12 protein-coding genes are annotated in these 14,192 nt (G+C 53.7%); all 12 read left to right on the top strand.

The genetic code is table 11. The annotated features are described in order from the left end of the window. Positions 1 to 326: 326 nt before the first annotated feature. The 12 genes from purC to Q0E49_RS06635 all read left to right on the top strand — a co-directional run bounded on the left by purC (position 327) and on the right by Q0E49_RS06635 (position 14,086). Positions 327 to 1,046 carry a phosphoribosylaminoimidazolesuccinocarboxamide synthase gene (gene purC / locus Q0E49_RS06690; RefSeq protein WP_295747310.1) on the top strand — a complete coding sequence of 240 codons (720 nt, stop codon included), beginning with the start codon at positions 327 to 329 and terminating at the stop codon, positions 1,044 to 1,046. A gap of 1 nt (position 1,047) precedes the next feature. Then, positions 1,048 to 1,299 (top strand): phosphoribosylformylglycinamidine synthase subunit PurS, encoded by a 252-nt coding sequence (gene purS / locus Q0E49_RS06685; RefSeq protein ID WP_295747308.1) that lies wholly within the window; start codon positions 1,048 to 1,050, stop codon positions 1,297 to 1,299. Then, positions 1,296 to 1,979 (top strand): phosphoribosylformylglycinamidine synthase subunit PurQ, encoded by a 684-nt coding sequence (gene purQ, locus Q0E49_RS06680; RefSeq protein ID WP_295747306.1) that lies wholly within the window; start codon positions 1,296 to 1,298, stop codon positions 1,977 to 1,979. The genes purS and purQ overlap by 4 nt, the downstream gene beginning before the upstream one ends. Then, positions 1,979 to 4,204, top strand: a complete 2,226-nt coding sequence (gene purL, locus Q0E49_RS06675) for a phosphoribosylformylglycinamidine synthase subunit PurL (protein ID WP_295747304.1) — start codon at positions 1,979 to 1,981, stop codon at positions 4,202 to 4,204. Before purQ ends, purL begins: the two co-directional genes overlap by 1 nt. Beyond that, positions 4,180 to 5,652, top strand: a complete 1,473-nt coding sequence (gene purF, locus Q0E49_RS06670; protein WP_295747302.1) for an amidophosphoribosyltransferase — start codon at positions 4,180 to 4,182, stop codon at positions 5,650 to 5,652. The genes purL and purF overlap by 25 nt, the downstream gene beginning before the upstream one ends. After that, positions 5,649 to 6,686 carry a phosphoribosylformylglycinamidine cyclo-ligase gene (gene purM / locus Q0E49_RS06665; RefSeq protein ID WP_295747300.1) on the top strand — a complete coding sequence of 346 codons (1,038 nt, stop codon included), beginning with the start codon at positions 5,649 to 5,651 and terminating at the stop codon, positions 6,684 to 6,686. Before purF ends, purM begins: the two co-directional genes overlap by 4 nt. 10 nt (positions 6,687 to 6,696) lie before the next feature. Further along, on the top strand, positions 6,697 to 7,293 hold the full coding sequence (gene purN, locus Q0E49_RS06660) for a phosphoribosylglycinamide formyltransferase (protein ID WP_295747298.1): 597 nt from the start codon (positions 6,697 to 6,699) through the stop codon (positions 7,291 to 7,293). Between the two features lie 3 nt (positions 7,294 to 7,296). Further along, complete coding sequence (gene purH / locus Q0E49_RS06655) at positions 7,297 to 8,838, top strand: bifunctional phosphoribosylaminoimidazolecarboxamide formyltransferase/IMP cyclohydrolase (RefSeq protein ID WP_295747297.1); 1,542 nt, start codon at positions 7,297 to 7,299, stop codon at positions 8,836 to 8,838. 15 nt (positions 8,839 to 8,853) lie between these two features. Continuing rightward, positions 8,854 to 10,119 (top strand): phosphoribosylamine--glycine ligase, encoded by a 1,266-nt coding sequence (gene purD / locus Q0E49_RS06650; protein ID WP_295747295.1) that lies wholly within the window; start codon positions 8,854 to 8,856, stop codon positions 10,117 to 10,119. A 119-nt stretch (positions 10,120 to 10,238) separates the two neighbouring features. Further along, positions 10,239 to 12,053, top strand: a complete 1,815-nt coding sequence (locus Q0E49_RS06645; RefSeq protein ID WP_295747293.1) for a heavy metal translocating P-type ATPase — start codon at positions 10,239 to 10,241, stop codon at positions 12,051 to 12,053. A 118-nt stretch (positions 12,054 to 12,171) separates the two neighbouring features. Next, complete coding sequence (locus Q0E49_RS06640) at positions 12,172 to 12,867, top strand: 2,3-diphosphoglycerate-dependent phosphoglycerate mutase (protein ID WP_295747291.1); 696 nt, start codon at positions 12,172 to 12,174, stop codon at positions 12,865 to 12,867. A gap of 187 nt (positions 12,868 to 13,054) precedes the next feature. After that, positions 13,055 to 14,086: a hypothetical protein gene (locus Q0E49_RS06635; RefSeq protein WP_295747289.1), complete on the top strand. Its 1,032-nt coding sequence runs from the start codon at positions 13,055 to 13,057 to the stop codon at positions 14,084 to 14,086. Positions 14,087 to 14,192 lie beyond the last annotated feature (106 nt).

The following is a 14,192-nucleotide window of genomic DNA, read 5'->3' as shown; positions in this document are numbered from 1 at the left end:
GAACATAATAATCTAAAAAAGCCAAGTCAATACAGTCGCTAAGTACTGATATAACTTGACTTTAAGTAGAAAAAGAGTGCACTGAGCCATAATGGCTGGAAGTGCGCTCTTTTTCTTATGGACTAAAAAGCGAACGATAGAGGCAACTGACAATGAAGACAAGTGTCAATGGCGATATATCAGAATGATAAGGCTAAAAATCACTAAATAGTTCGTATTTGATGTTGACGGCCAGCTAGTGGTCTGCTATCCTTAACCTAGTTTTACGAACAGTAGTTACTTTATTCGTCATAAAGTTCGTATTTTACAAAAGGAGCTAGGTGAAGATGGACAAGCTAATTTATACCGGCAAAGCAAAACAAATGTGGCAAACCGCTGACCCCAACGTGTTAAAAGTGGTTTATACCAACCAGGCAACAGCCCTCAACGGGAAGAAGAAGGATCAGATTAAGGATAAGGGCGAACTAAACAACCAGATTTCCACCCTGGTCTTTGATTACCTGATTGCTAACGGGATCCCCACCCACTTCATCAAAAAGCTGAACGATACTGAAGAACTTGTCAAAAAGTGTCAGATGATCCGCCTGGAATTTGTGACGCGTAACGTCTGTGCCGGTCACTTTGCTTCCCGCTTTGGCATGGAAGAAGGCCAGGTCTTTGACCAACCGGTTGAAGAACTATTTTACAAGAGTGACGAGTTGGGTGACCCCTTCCTCAACAACAGTGGGGCGCAGGGCTTGGGCTTTGCCACGGCTGATGACCTGCAGGCTTGCTGGAACCTGTCTGAACGCGTCAATACCCTGCTGACAATCCTCTTCCACCGGGCCGGGATGCAGCTGGTCGACTTCAAACTCGAATTTGGTAAATTGCCGGATGGACACATTGTCCTGGCGGATGAATTTTCACCAGATAATTGCCGACTGTGGGACCTCAAGACCCACCAGCACATGGATAAGGATGTCTTTCGACGCGACCTCGGCGACTTGACGGTGACCTATGAAGAAGTCCTTCACCGTCTGCAAAAGGCCCTGGGAAAGGAGAACTAAGATGACGACTGTGCGGATTTTTGTCACCTACAAACCATCAGTTTTTGACCCGCAGGGCGCCGCAATTACCGACGCGATCCATACCCTCGGCCACAGCGAAGTGGAGAGTGTAGCGGCCGGACGGTTCTTCGACCTGCAACTGGCTGATTCAGTCACTGACCTGGACGCGGCGATTAAGGATGTTGCCACCAAGTTATTAGTGAACTTCAACATGGAAACTTACCACTATCAAGTACTGGAGGCGGCGGAATGAAGATTGCGGTAATCGTCTTTCCTGGTTCTAACGGTGATGTTGACCTCTACGAAGCCTTGCACAGCGTACTGGGTGCAGACGTGGAATATGTTTCTCACCGGGAGAAAAGTTTGGCCGGTTTTGACGCAGTAATGCTGCCAGGCGGCTTTTCTTATGGTGACTACCTGCGTTGTGGTGCCATCGCCCGTTTTGCCAACATTATTCCCGCCGTCCGCCAAATGGCAGAAGAAGGTAAATTCGTTTTTGGGACCTGCAATGGTTTTCAAATCCTTACCGAAATGGGCTTGCTGCCGGGAGCGCTCAAACAAAACGACAGTCTGCAGTTCGTTTGCAAGACTGTGGACCTAACGGTGGTCAATGACCGGACGGCATTTACGAGTCGCTATCAGGAAGGGCAGACGATTCAGTTGCCGATCGCTCACGGCGACGGTAGTTACTACGCGGACCCGCAAACCATTCAACAACTGGAGGACAACCACCAGGTGGTCTTCCGCTACGCCGGTGAAAACCCGAACGGTAGTCTGCATGATATTGCCGGCATTTGCAACCGTGATGGCAATGTTGTGGGGATGATGCCCCACCCGGAACGGGCGGTAGAAGCACTGCTAGGTAGCACTGACGGTTTGCCACTCTTTCAATCATTATTAGACCAGCAGACAGTAAGGACGGAGGTAAAGTAATGAAGCAGGCAATGACCCCGGAAGAAATTAAGGAGCAACAGCCATATCTCGACTGGAGTTTGACTGAGCACGAGTATAACTACATCGCCGACTCGCTGCTCCACCGCTTGCCAAACTATACCGAAACCGGGCTGTTTGCGGCGATGTGGAGTGAACACTGTTCCTACAAAAAATCTAAACCAGTACTGCGGCTTTTCCCTAATTCTGGTCCGCGGGTTCTCCAGGGCCCCGGTGAAGGGGCAGGGGTCGTCGACATCGATGACGGGCAGGCAGTCGTTTTCAAGGCCGAAAGCCATAACCACCCGACGACGGTTGAACCTTACCAGGGAGCCGCCACGGGGGTTGGCGGGATTCTCCGCGACATTTTCAGCATGGGTGCCCGGCCGATTGCCTCCCTTGATTCGCTGCACTTCGGCGAAATCAAGGATGATGCCACGATGCGTTACAAGGCGGAGCAAACGGTCAAGGGTGTCGGTGACTATGGTAACTGTATGGGAATCCCAACGATTGGTGGTGAAACCACCTTTGACCCTTGCTATGCTGGCAATCTCCTTCTCAACGCCTTCGCCCTGGGAATCATGGACCAGGCCGACATGGAACGGGGCAACGCGAGCGGTGTCGGGAACGCGGTGATGTACGTCGGCGCGAAGACTGGCCGTGATGGCATTCATGGGGCCACCTTTGCTTCGAAAGACTTTTCGGCCGAACACGCTACCCAGCGCTCCGCGGTCCAGGTTGGCGACCCCTTCATGGAAAAACTACTAATGGAAGCCTGCTTAGAAGTGATCCGTCAGCACCCGGATTGGTTAGTCGGTATCCAGGACATGGGCGCGGCTGGCATCGTCTCATCCAGTGCTGAAATGGCGTCGGAAGGCAAGAGTGGGATGGACCTCAACCTTGACCTGGTGCCGCAACGCGAACCGGGGATGTCCGCCTACGAAATTATGCTTTCTGAATCCCAGGAACGGATGCTGCTCTGTGTTCAAAAGGGGCACGAAAAAGACGTCCAGGAAGTCTTTGCCAAACACGAACTGGAGGCGGTGGTGATCGGCCGGATTACCGCGGATGGCCAGTACGTCTTGCACCATGATGGGCAGGTTGTCTGTGACATCCCAGTACACACCCTGGTAGACGACGTCCTCGAAGAACCAAGCGCCGAAAAGCAACCGGCACGGCTCCGTCGGGCGACCGCTGCACCAGCGCCGGTGGTGACTGATGCGTTGGCAACGCTGAAACAAATTCTCCAGCAGCCGACAGTGGCCTCAGCGCGCTACTTTACCCAGCAGTACGACTCGCAGGTTCGCACCAGCACCGTTGTTGGTCCGGGGAGTGATGCCGGTGTTCTTCGGGTTCGAGGGACCAAGAAAGGCTTGGCGATGACAACTGATGGCAACGGTCGGTTCGTCTACCTGGACCCTTATATTGGGGGAATTAGGGCGGTCGCCGAAGCGGCAGCAAACATCGTTGCTGCCGGGGCCGAACCCCTCGCCATCACCGACTGTCTCAACTACGGCGACCCCACTGATCCGGAAATCTTCTGGGAACTCCACCATTCAGTGATGGGAATGGCTGATGCCTGTCGCGAACTCGCGACGCCGGTTGTTTCCGGTAATGTTTCCCTCTATAACGAAAACGATGGGCAGGCGATTCAGCCAACGCCGATGGTTGGCATGGTCGGCCTCGTTCACGACATCCAACGCGTGGTAACCATTAAAGCGGCTCACGCTGGCGACAGGGTCTACCTGCTAGGGCAGATTGGTAACGACTTTGCTGGCAGCGAACTGCAAAAGATGCTTGATGGTCGGATCAGTGGAACGCTTAACCCGGTGGACATTAAAGAAGTTCACGCCCACTTGGATGACCTGCTGGCAGCCGAACAAGCTGGCCTGGTTAATAGTGCTCACGACCTGAGCGAAGGAGGGTTGGGAACCTGCCTCAGTGAGGTACTCTTCGGGACCGGCTTGGGGATGGACCTTAACTTGACGACTCTCAGTCCGGCCCGCTTCTTTGCCGAACCAGCCAATTGCTTTGTTATTACCGTTTCTCCTCAGCACCAACGAGCAGTTGAAGAACGGCTGGGTGCCTGGGCACAACTAGTGGGGACGGTCACCGCTGATAACCAGTTAACGGTAACCCTTGCTGGGCAGAACCTGGTAGCTGACGTTAATGAATTAGAAACGCTTTATGAGGAGGCGATCCCGTGCCTAATGAAGTCAAAAGCTTAAACGAGGAGTGTGGTGTCTTCGGTGTTTTTGGCACGAAAAACGCTAGCCAACTGGTTTACCTGGGGCTCCACAACCTCCAGCACCGGGGACAGGAAGGGGCCGGAATTGTCTCAACGGATGGCCAGCAGATGTATCAGCACCGTGACCGCGGCCTCCTTTCCAAGGCTTTTGCCCACCGCGAGGACTTAGTTAAGTTGGTCGGCGATGCGGCGATCGGTCATGTTCGCTACAGTACAACCGGGCAGAATTCGATTCAAAACGTCCAGCCCTTCCTTTTTCATTTTCACGATGGTGATATTGCCCTGGCCCATAACGGGAACCTAGTTAATGGCACCTCACTCCGGGAACGGTTGGAGGTCAATGGGGCGGTCTTTCAAACCACTACCGATACGGAAGTGTTGATCCATCTCTTACGAGAAAAGATGAATCAGCAGGCCTTTTTGCCCGCCCTCAAGGCCTCCCTCAATGAAGTTCACGGCGGTTTTGCTTTCCTGATGCTGCAAAAGGATCGAATGATCGCTGCCCTTGACTCACACGGGATCCGGCCATTGTGTATCGGTCAACTAGCCGACGGGGCCTACGTGATCGCAAGCGAATCCTGTGCGTTAGACATCGTTCGGGCCCGGTTTGTCCGCGATGTTCAACCTGGCGAACTGGTGATTGTTGACCGCGATGGCTTGCACATCGACCACTTCACGACTAATACCCAGTTGGCAATTTGTTCGATGGAGTTTATTTACTTTGCCCGCCCGGATTCGGTGATCCACGGGGTGACAGTTCACAATGCCCGCAAACGGATGGGGCGGCTGCTGGCCCGAGAACAGCCAGCTGACGTGGACATGGTCGTTCCGGTCCCGAACTCAGCCCTTTCGGCAGCGGCTGGTTATGCCGAAGAACTTGGCGTCCCCAACGAGATGGGGCTGGTGAAGAACCAGTATGTTGCCCGGACCTTTATCCAACCGGAACAGGCGCTGCGGGTAGAAGGGGTGCGACGAAAGCTGTCGGCCGTCCGCGGGGTGGTTGCTGGCAAGAGGGTTGCCGTTGTTGATGACTCGATTGTCCGCGGAACCACTTCCAAGCAGATCGTCCAGATGCTCTATGATGCTGGCGCGGCGGAGGTCCACCTGCGAATTGCTAGCCCGACTTTCCGTTTTCCGTGTTTTTACGGCATCGACGTTTCCACGCGGGCGGAACTCATTGCTGCACACTACTCGGTTAGCGCAATGCGAGAGATTATCGGCTGTGACAGCCTTGGTTTTCTCAGTGTGGACTCGCTGATCAAGGCGATTAATATTCCGGATGCTGGCAAAGCACCCTTTGGTGGGTTGACCGTCGCGTACTTTAACGGCCAGTACCCGACACCGCTGGAAGACTATGAGGCCGGTTACTTGGCCTCGTTAAACCGCCAAGAGCAACTCGCGAGAAAGGAGCGGTTGAAGAAACAATGAATCGTTACCAAGAAGCAGGTGTTGACGTTAATGTCGGCTACCAGTTAGTGAAGAAAATCCGTGCGGACGTGAACGCCACCCGGCGGCCAGGAATGGTTGGCGGGATCGGCGGTTTTGGTGGCATGTTTGACCTCGGTCAGCTGAATTACCGGCATCCGGTGTTGGTGGCTGGTACCGACGGGGTCGGTACCAAGCTGTTGGTCGCCCAAAAAGTGGGCAGGCACGATACTGTGGGCATTGATGCGGTCGCAATGTGTGTCAACGATTTGCTGGCCCAGGGAGCTGAACCGCTCTACTTTCTCGATTATATTGCGGCGGGCCATAACGATCCTGACCGCCTCGCCAGTGTCGTTCACGGGGTGAGCGTTGGTTGCCGGCAGGCAGGGGCCGCCCTGGTTGGTGGCGAAACGGCCGAGATGCCTGAGATGTACGACCGTGACGAGTACGACCTGGCCGGCTTTGCCACCGGGATTGCGGAGCGTGACCAAATCCTTGATGGCACTCGCCCGCAAGAAGGTGACATCCTCATCGGACTGGCCTCAGCTGGTCTTCATTCCAACGGCTTTTCACTCGTCCGGCAAATCCTCTTTCACGACCATGATGTTGACTGGCGAGAGACGCCAGCGATCCTCCAAGGCCAGACTGTCGGGCAAACCTTGCTTACCCCCACGCGTATTTACGTTCAAACGGTCTTGCCGCTAGTTCATGCCGGGTTAATTGAGGGAATTAGCCACATTACCGGTGGTGGGCTGATTGAGAACCTGCCGCGGATGTTTGCCGATAATTTGCAGGCAGTTGTCAGTCGGGGCACCTGGCCAATCTTGCCGGTCTTCAAGTACCTGGCCCGGCTTGGTCAACTAGCAGATGATGACCTCTGGGGAACATTCAACATGGGGCTGGGCTTAGTCCTGGCGGTCCATCCCGCCAATGTTGACCGGGTAACGACCGCCCTGCAAGAAGCAGGTGAAGCCGTCTACCAGGTTGGTCACCTCAAGAAGCGGCCACTGGCAGAAGAAAAAGTGTTAATCAAGTGAGGCGAGAAAAATGAGAGTGGCCATTCTGGCTTCGGGGAACGGGACTAACTTTGAGGCGCTAGCAAGACAATTTGCCACGGGGGCGATTCCCGGCAACCTGGTATTGTTATTTTGTAATCACCCGGATGCACCAGTGATGAAGCGGGCAGCCCGGCTGCACGTTCCAGCAAAAGCGTGGACCGTCAAGGAATGTGGCGGTAAAGAAGCCTATGAACAGCGGTTATTGGCCCTCCTTCAGGACTACCAGGTCGATTTTGTTATCTTGGCCGGTTACCTGCGGGTGGTGGGGCCAACGATTCTCAATGCCTATCCGCACTCGATCGTCAACCTCCACCCGGCCCTGTTACCACACTATAAGGGGCTCCACGCCATTGAACGGGCCTTTGCTGACTTTCAAGCGGGCAGGATCCAACAGACGGGGGTAACGGTGCATTTTATTGACGACCAACTGGATCACGGCGAAAACATCGCGCAACGAGTCGTGCCGATTAAGGACGACGACACGGCAGCAACGTTAGAAGCACGGATCCATAAAACGGAACACCAGTTGTTCCCCCAAGCAGTCAAGGAAGTTTTGCAGCAACGAATGAGTAAAGGAGAGAAGTAAATCATGAAACGCGCATTAGTTTCTGTTAGTGACAAGGCAGGCCTGGTACCATTTGTCCGCGGACTGGAAGAAAATGGCTACGAAATTGTTTCTACTGGCGGGACCAAGAAGGTTCTCGACGGTGCCGGGATTAAGACCATTGCGATTGAAGACGTTACCCACTTTCCGGAAATCCTTGATGGACGGGTCAAAACGTTGAACCCGTATGTCCATGGTGGGCTGTTAGCCCGCCGGGACTTGCCAGCACACATGGCGACGCTAAAGAAGCTAGGAATTACGCCGATCGACCTCGTCGTTGTCAACCTTTACCCGTTCAAACAAACCATTCAAAAAACAGGTGTCACCGAAGAAGAGGCCATCGAAAACATCGATATTGGCGGACCAAGTATGCTGCGGGCGGCGGCCAAGAACTTCCGCGACGTGACGGTCGCCGTTGACCAGGGTGACTATGACCAAGTGTTAGCGGAGATCAAGGAGCACGGTGACACTACTTTGGCGACACGTGCTAACCTCGCAGCCAAGGTCTTTCGAACAACGGCGGCGTATGACGCGCTGATTGCCGACTACTTGACGAAGCAGACCAACAACGAAGACCCCGACCAGCTGACGATGACTTACCAGCTGAAGGAAAAGATGCGTTACGGGGAGAACCCGCACCAGCAGGCCTGGTTGTACGAAGATGCCCTGCCAAAATCATTCTCCATTCTTTCGGCAAAGCAATTACACGGCAAAAAGCTGTCTTACAACAACATTAAGGACGCAGATGAAGCCCTGCGTTGTATTCGTGAATTCCAGGAAGAACCAACCGTTGTGGCAATGAAGCACATGAACCCGTGCGGGATTGGTCGTGCGTCGAGCTTGACGGATGCCTGGGATCGCGCTTACCAGGCTGACCCTGTTTCTATTTTTGGCGGGGTAATTGCAGTTAACCGGCCGGTAGACTTGGCGACGGCCACGAAGATGCACAAGCTCTTCTTGGAAATTATTATCGCGCCGGCCTTTGATGACGATGCCTACCAGGTATTAGCCAAGAAGAAAAATCTTCGTTTGTTGACGGTAGACTTCAGCCACGAAAATGAACCGACTCGCCACGAGGCGGTTTCCGTGATGGGCGGGCTGTTGGTTCAGGAACAAGACGTACTCCAAGAGGACCCGCATGACTGGCAATGCGTAACGAAAGTCAAGCCAACGGAACGGCAGTTGGCGGCCCTGGCCTTTGCCTGGAAGGCGGTTAAGCACACTAAGTCCAACGCCATCGTCCTCGCTAACAACGAGCGGACCCTCGGTGTCGGTGCTGGTCAGCCAAACCGGATTGACTCGCTGAAGATTGCCACCAAGCATGCGGGGCAGGCGATCGACGAAACAACCGTCATGGCTTCCGATGCTTTCTTCCCCTTTGGGGACAGCCTGGAATTTGCGGGCCAACACGGCATCAAGGCAGTCGTCGAACCAGGCGGCTCGATTCGTGACCAGGAAACGATTGACATGGCCAACAAGTACGGCGTGGCGGTCGTCTTTACCGGGCACCGTCACTTCCGCCACTAGTCAGGAGGGTGAATGATGAAGGATCAGTTAACACTGCTTGTTATCGGCGAGGGTGGCCGGGAGTTTGCCATCGCCAAGAAATTAAAGCAAAGCCCCCACGTGGCGACGGTCTACTGTGCACCCGGCAACATTGGGATGCTGACGGTGGGGGTGACGCCGGTGAACATCGCCGAGATGGACCTTAATGGTTTGCTGCAGTTTGCCATCGAAAAGCACGTTGATTGGACCTTCGTGGGACCGGAAAATGTCCTTTGTGCTGGTATTGTCGACAAGTTTCAAGCTGCAGGCCAACAGATTATTGGCCCAACCAAGCGGGCGGCCCAGCTGGAAGGGTCAAAGGACTACGCGTTGCAGTTTATGGACCGTTACCACATCCCAACGGCCAAACACAAAACGTTTACCAGCGAAGCAGCCGCGGTGGCGGGGTTGGCTGACTTTGATTACCCGGTCGTGGTAAAGGAAAATGGCCTCGCGGGCGGTAAGGGGGTCGTGATCGCCCCTGATTACACCAGCGCCGTTGACACCCTCCACGAAATGTTTGCTGGTCCGCAAACGGTTGTCGTGCTCGAAGAATGTCTGACTGGTCCGGAATACTCACTTTTCTGTCTAGTGGCCGGTGACCAGTACCGGCTCTTGCCACTGGCCCAGGACCATAAGCGGACTTACGATGGTGACAAGGGTCCCAACACCGGAGGGATGGGGGCTTATAGCCCGCTGCCCCAGCTGGCGGAAGCTGACCGTCAACGGATGGTCCAGGAGGTCGTCGAGCCGACCATTGCCGGCCTAGTCGACGGGGGTTATGACTATCATGGCATCCTCTACATCGGGCTCATGATGACAGCTGATGGTCCGAAAGTGATTGAGTACAATGTCCGCCTGGGAGACCCGGAGACCCAGGTGATCCTTCCCCGGCTGGCCACCGACTGGGCAGAGCTGTTGCAGGCGGTAGTCGATGACACCCCCCTGCCAGTCATCAAGGAACGTGACCAGGCAGTCTTAGGGGTGGTGCTGGCGGCGAAGGGCTACCCAACGCATCCGGCCTACTACCCGTCACTGGGGAAGTTGCCGGACCAGGAGGGGATTGCGATTGACTACGCTAACGTCACTGGCCGGTTGGATGACCTTTATGGTGCTGGTGGCCGGTTAGCAATGGTGATTGCTGAAGCACCGAGTCTCCAGGAAGCGGCCCAGCGAGTGTACGACTACTTGGACCGCTTAAACGAACCAGACTGTTTTTACCGCCACGATATTGGACAAAAGGCGGGAGTTAAGATTCACTAATTAAATAATATGAAAGAAAAAGTTGTGGTAACCACTGAGCTACCGCAACTTTTTGTTTTGGCAGTCGTTTGTTTTCCAATAGAAGTTAATAAGAGGAAGTAGTAAAGGAGGGCTTCAAGATGAATACCAACCAGCGAAAACTGCTTGCCCTAGCGGGAGTCGCCATCGTGGCAGCAATTTGTCAGTGGGGGCTTGGTCACCCCGGCTGGTCTCAGCTGATCATTACCGCTGCGGGGATAGTGATTGCGCTATCGATGCTGTGGGGGATGGTCCAAAAGCTACGCCAAGGTGATTACGGCGTGGACCTCTTAGCCATCATTGCCATTACGTCTGCCTTGGCAGTCGGTGAATACTGGGCGGCGATGGTCATCTTACTGATGCTGATCGGTGGTGACGCTCTCGAAGACTACGCCAACGAAAAAGCGCACAGTGAGCTTAAGAGCCTGCTGGATAATACGCCGCGGACCGCTCACCGCCTGGTCAATGGCCAACAGGAAGCAGTCGGCGTCGATGAACTGCAAGTGGGCGACAGGGTCAAGGTCCTCCCTGGTGAATTGGTGCCCGTTGACGGCCGGGTGACTGATGGGCACAGCACGGTTAACGAGTCGTCACTGACTGGTGAATCGCTGCCGCTAACCAAGCAGGCTGGTGACGAGCTGTTGTCGGGGTTGGTCAACGGGGATGGTATTTTGGAAATGACGGTCGAGAAACGAGCGGCCGACAGCCAGTACCAGCAACTCGTAGCGTTGATCCGGGAAGCTGACCAGCAGCCAGCCCGGTTCGTGCGGCTGGCTGACCGCTATGCGATTCCCTTTACCGTTATTAGCCTGGTCATCGGGGGCCTTGCCTGGGCGTGGGCTGGCGACCCAGTCCGTTTTGCTCAGGTGCTGGTTGTCGCTTCACCTTGCCCGTTGATTTTAGCCGCGCCGGTCGCTTTCGTTTCGGGGATGAGCCGGTCGTCGGCTAACGGGATCGTTGTCAAGAGCGGCGACGTGATTGAAAAACTTGCCACTGCCAGGTCGGCTGCTTTCGACAAAACCGGGACGCTGACTGCCGGACAATTAGCGGTGAGTGCGGTCGCCCCGACAACGGGGATGGATGAAGACGATCTTCTCCGCTTCGCTGCTAGTGCCGAGCAGGGGTCCAACCATGTCCTGGCACAGTCGATTGTGCAACGGGCACATGAAGCGGGGCTAACACTCAGCCAGCCGACGCAGCTAGAAGAAGTTACTGCCCAGGGGGTAGTGGCCGAAATTGATGGCCAGCAGGTGCGGGTTGGCAAACGGACTTTTGTCGCGCCAGATGATGACATTGCCGCTGCCAATGTCACGGCAGTTTACGTGGCGGTTGCCGGTCGCTACTGTGGGCGGATCGAACTGGCCGATAAGCTGCGGCCGGAAGCGCGAGATACCATTAATGAGCTACGGCCTTCTGGCGTAAAGACGATCATCATGGTTACCGGTGACAATGCGGCGATTGCCCAGCGGATTGCCAACAAGCTGGGGATTACCACGGTCTTTGCCGACTTGCTGCCGAAGGATAAGATTATCCACCTGCAGGACCTCCCAGCAGATGAACGGCCGAGCATTATGGTCGGCGACGGTGTCAACGACGCGCCGGTACTCAAGGTGGCCGACGTTGGGATTGCGATGGGTGCCCGCGGCTCAAGTGCGGCTAGTGAGTCAGCTGACGTTGTGATTCTGACCGATAACCTGCACAAGGTCGCCAACGCAGTCACCATTGCCGAAGAAACGCTGGCAATTGCTAAGCACGCCGTTCTCCTTGGTATCTTTGTCTGCGTGGCCCTGATGCTGATTGCGGCCACTGGGGTTGTACCGACGATTATTGGTGCCCTGCTCCAGGAGGTAGTCGACACTGTCTGCATTCTCTGGGGATTGCGGGCCCGCCGGGGCAGTCGTCAGCTAACCGAATAGGTCTTTTCTCATTAGAAAATAACAATCTGTTTCTCGCCACTTGGTATTTAGGGCGGAATGGATTAAAATATAACAGTAATTCTGTTACATGACTTTTAAGAAGAAAGAGGTCAGATTAATGGCAAAACTGGTTTTGATTCGTCACGGACAAAGTGAATGGAACCTTTCCAACCAATTTACTGGTTGGGTCGACGTTGATTTGAGTGAAAAGGGTGTTGCCCAGGCTAAGGCTGCCGGCAAGGCCATCAAGGAACACGGGCTGCAATTTGATTACGCCTACACTTCAGTTCTGAAGCGGGCCATCAAGACGCTGCACTACGCACTGGAAGAATGCGACCAGCTGTGGATTCCAGAATACAAGACTTGGCGTTTGAACGAACGTCACTACGGTGCTCTGCAGGGATTGAACAAGAAGGCAACTGCTGACAAGTATGGTGCCGACCAAGTTCACATTTGGCGTCGGTCATACGACGTCCTGCCACCGCTGCTGAAGGCAACTGACGAGGGTTCGGCTGCAAAGGACCGTCGTTACGCTAACCTTGACCCACGGACGATCCCGGGTGGTGAAAACCTCAAGGTTACCCTGGAACGGGTTATCCCGCTGTGGCAAGACCAGATTGCACCAAAGCTGCTGGACAACAAGAACGTAATTATTGCTGCCCACGGTAACTCTCTGCGTGCGCTGAGCAAGTACATCGAAAACATCTCCGATGATGACATCATGAACCTGGAAATGGCTACTGGCCAACCAGTTGTTTATGACTTCGACGACAAGCTGAACGTTTTGAGCAAGGAAAAGTACGATATTGACTAGGGTTGCAGGTTAATCTAATCTGATAACTAAAAGAAGGGCCGCGAATATTCGTGGCCCTTTCCTAATTTCACAGAATCTTTCAACTATAAGAACATAATGATCATTTTTGTTCGGCAAGATAAGAATGTTATGGCCTGTGTTATGATATTAAGCAGAAAATGATCAATTATAAGTAAGGTGGGAAACAATGGCTAAACAAGTTTCGATTAAGCAATTTTGGGCGGATTTAAGGACCGCCCTCAAAGAACGTTACTGGTCAGCAGTCTGGCCGATTGCCGGGGGAATGTTGCTGCTGTTGGCAATTTCTGTTTTGATTTCACTTGGAATTGCCCGCGCCTTCATGACCTTCATGATGATGTTTCAAATGATGATGTACGGGATGAGTTCACTGTCGATGGCCCTGATGGTGATGGTCGGCATGTGGATCCTGATTGCCGCTTTGGTCGTGGTGGAATTCTTCCTCCAGTTCCTTGGTGTCTCTAGTGCATATGCCTGGCTGGATTGCCTCCGTCATCCGGAAATGAAGTTAAACGCCAGTGCTGTTTGGACCTACTTTAAGCACCTGAAGAAAAACCAGATTCTTCGGTTGACGTTGTACATGAGTTTCTTCGTCTTCTTGTGGCAGCTGCCGTTAATGATTATCGGCACACTGCCGGTGATTGCCAAGATCAGTTGGTTGGGGATTGTTCTCAACATCATTAATGACATTATCGTTGTCTGGAAAGGGTTGGAGTACTCGCAGGCAATCTTTGTTTACCGTGACCGCCAGGAAGACTTTCTTGGGCAATCCATGCGTCACGCCATTACTGCCAGCCGGCGGTTAATGGGTGGCAATAAGGCTAGCTACCTAATTGTTTCGATCCTCTTCATCGCGCTGCCGATGCTGGTTTTGGGGGCAATCTTTGGTGGGATCGCCTTTTACGGTGACTACACCGGCACCTACCCGCTAATGTGGGCGGGGGTGATCTTACTGGTCATCGCTGAACTGATGTTTATTCCGGCAGCCTTACTCGTCGCTGCTCAATTCTACCAGTGGATTGCCAAACCAGAATTAGTTACCGACAGCTTTACTGACACCTTCAAGCCAGTAACGGAGCTGACCGGTGCTAAGTATGCTGATGACTGGCGGGGAATCAAACCGCAAACGACTAAGCAACAGGCTGATCCGCAAGTAAAGACGTCGAGTGAGAAGAAGACAGAAGCTAAGAAAGACGAATAAGCTTTGAAACAAACGACATGGTGCGCGGTAATTTGAAGTGCAACAAAAAAGTTAGACAAAGTTCAGATAATTTAGACTGATAAGGTATGCGTCCGGTATTCAACAG

Source organism: uncultured Limosilactobacillus sp. (genome assembly GCF_934202235.1).
In the GTDB taxonomy this organism is placed as follows: Bacteria; Bacillota; Bacilli; order Lactobacillales; family Lactobacillaceae; genus Limosilactobacillus.
The sequence above is the reverse complement of the archived record's forward strand: the minus strand, read 5'-3'. Positions and strand labels throughout refer to the sequence as shown.

Bases quoted from the DNA above. Each gene is read 5' to 3' on its own strand.
- Q0E49_RS06640 (WP_295747291.1), top strand. From the start codon at position 12,172: ATGGCAAAACTGGTTTTGATTCGTCACGGACAAAGTGAATGGAACCTT.
- purD (WP_295747295.1), top strand. From the start codon at position 8,854: ATGAAGGATCAGTTAACACTGCTTGTTATCGGCGAGGGTGGCCGGGAG.
- purQ (WP_295747306.1), top strand. From the start codon at position 1,296: ATGAAGATTGCGGTAATCGTCTTTCCTGGTTCTAACGGTGATGTTGAC.
- Q0E49_RS06645 (WP_295747293.1), top strand. From the start codon at position 10,239: ATGAATACCAACCAGCGAAAACTGCTTGCCCTAGCGGGAGTCGCCATC.
- purM (WP_295747300.1), top strand. From the start codon at position 5,649: ATGAATCGTTACCAAGAAGCAGGTGTTGACGTTAATGTCGGCTACCAG.
- Q0E49_RS06635 (WP_295747289.1), top strand. From the start codon at position 13,055: ATGGCTAAACAAGTTTCGATTAAGCAATTTTGGGCGGATTTAAGGACC.
- purN (WP_295747298.1), top strand. From the start codon at position 6,697: ATGAGAGTGGCCATTCTGGCTTCGGGGAACGGGACTAACTTTGAGGCG.
- purL (WP_295747304.1), top strand. From the start codon at position 1,979: ATGAAGCAGGCAATGACCCCGGAAGAAATTAAGGAGCAACAGCCATAT.
- purC (WP_295747310.1), top strand. From the start codon at position 327: ATGGACAAGCTAATTTATACCGGCAAAGCAAAACAAATGTGGCAAACC.
- purH (WP_295747297.1), top strand. From the start codon at position 7,297: ATGAAACGCGCATTAGTTTCTGTTAGTGACAAGGCAGGCCTGGTACCA.
- purS (WP_295747308.1), top strand. From the start codon at position 1,048: ATGACGACTGTGCGGATTTTTGTCACCTACAAACCATCAGTTTTTGAC.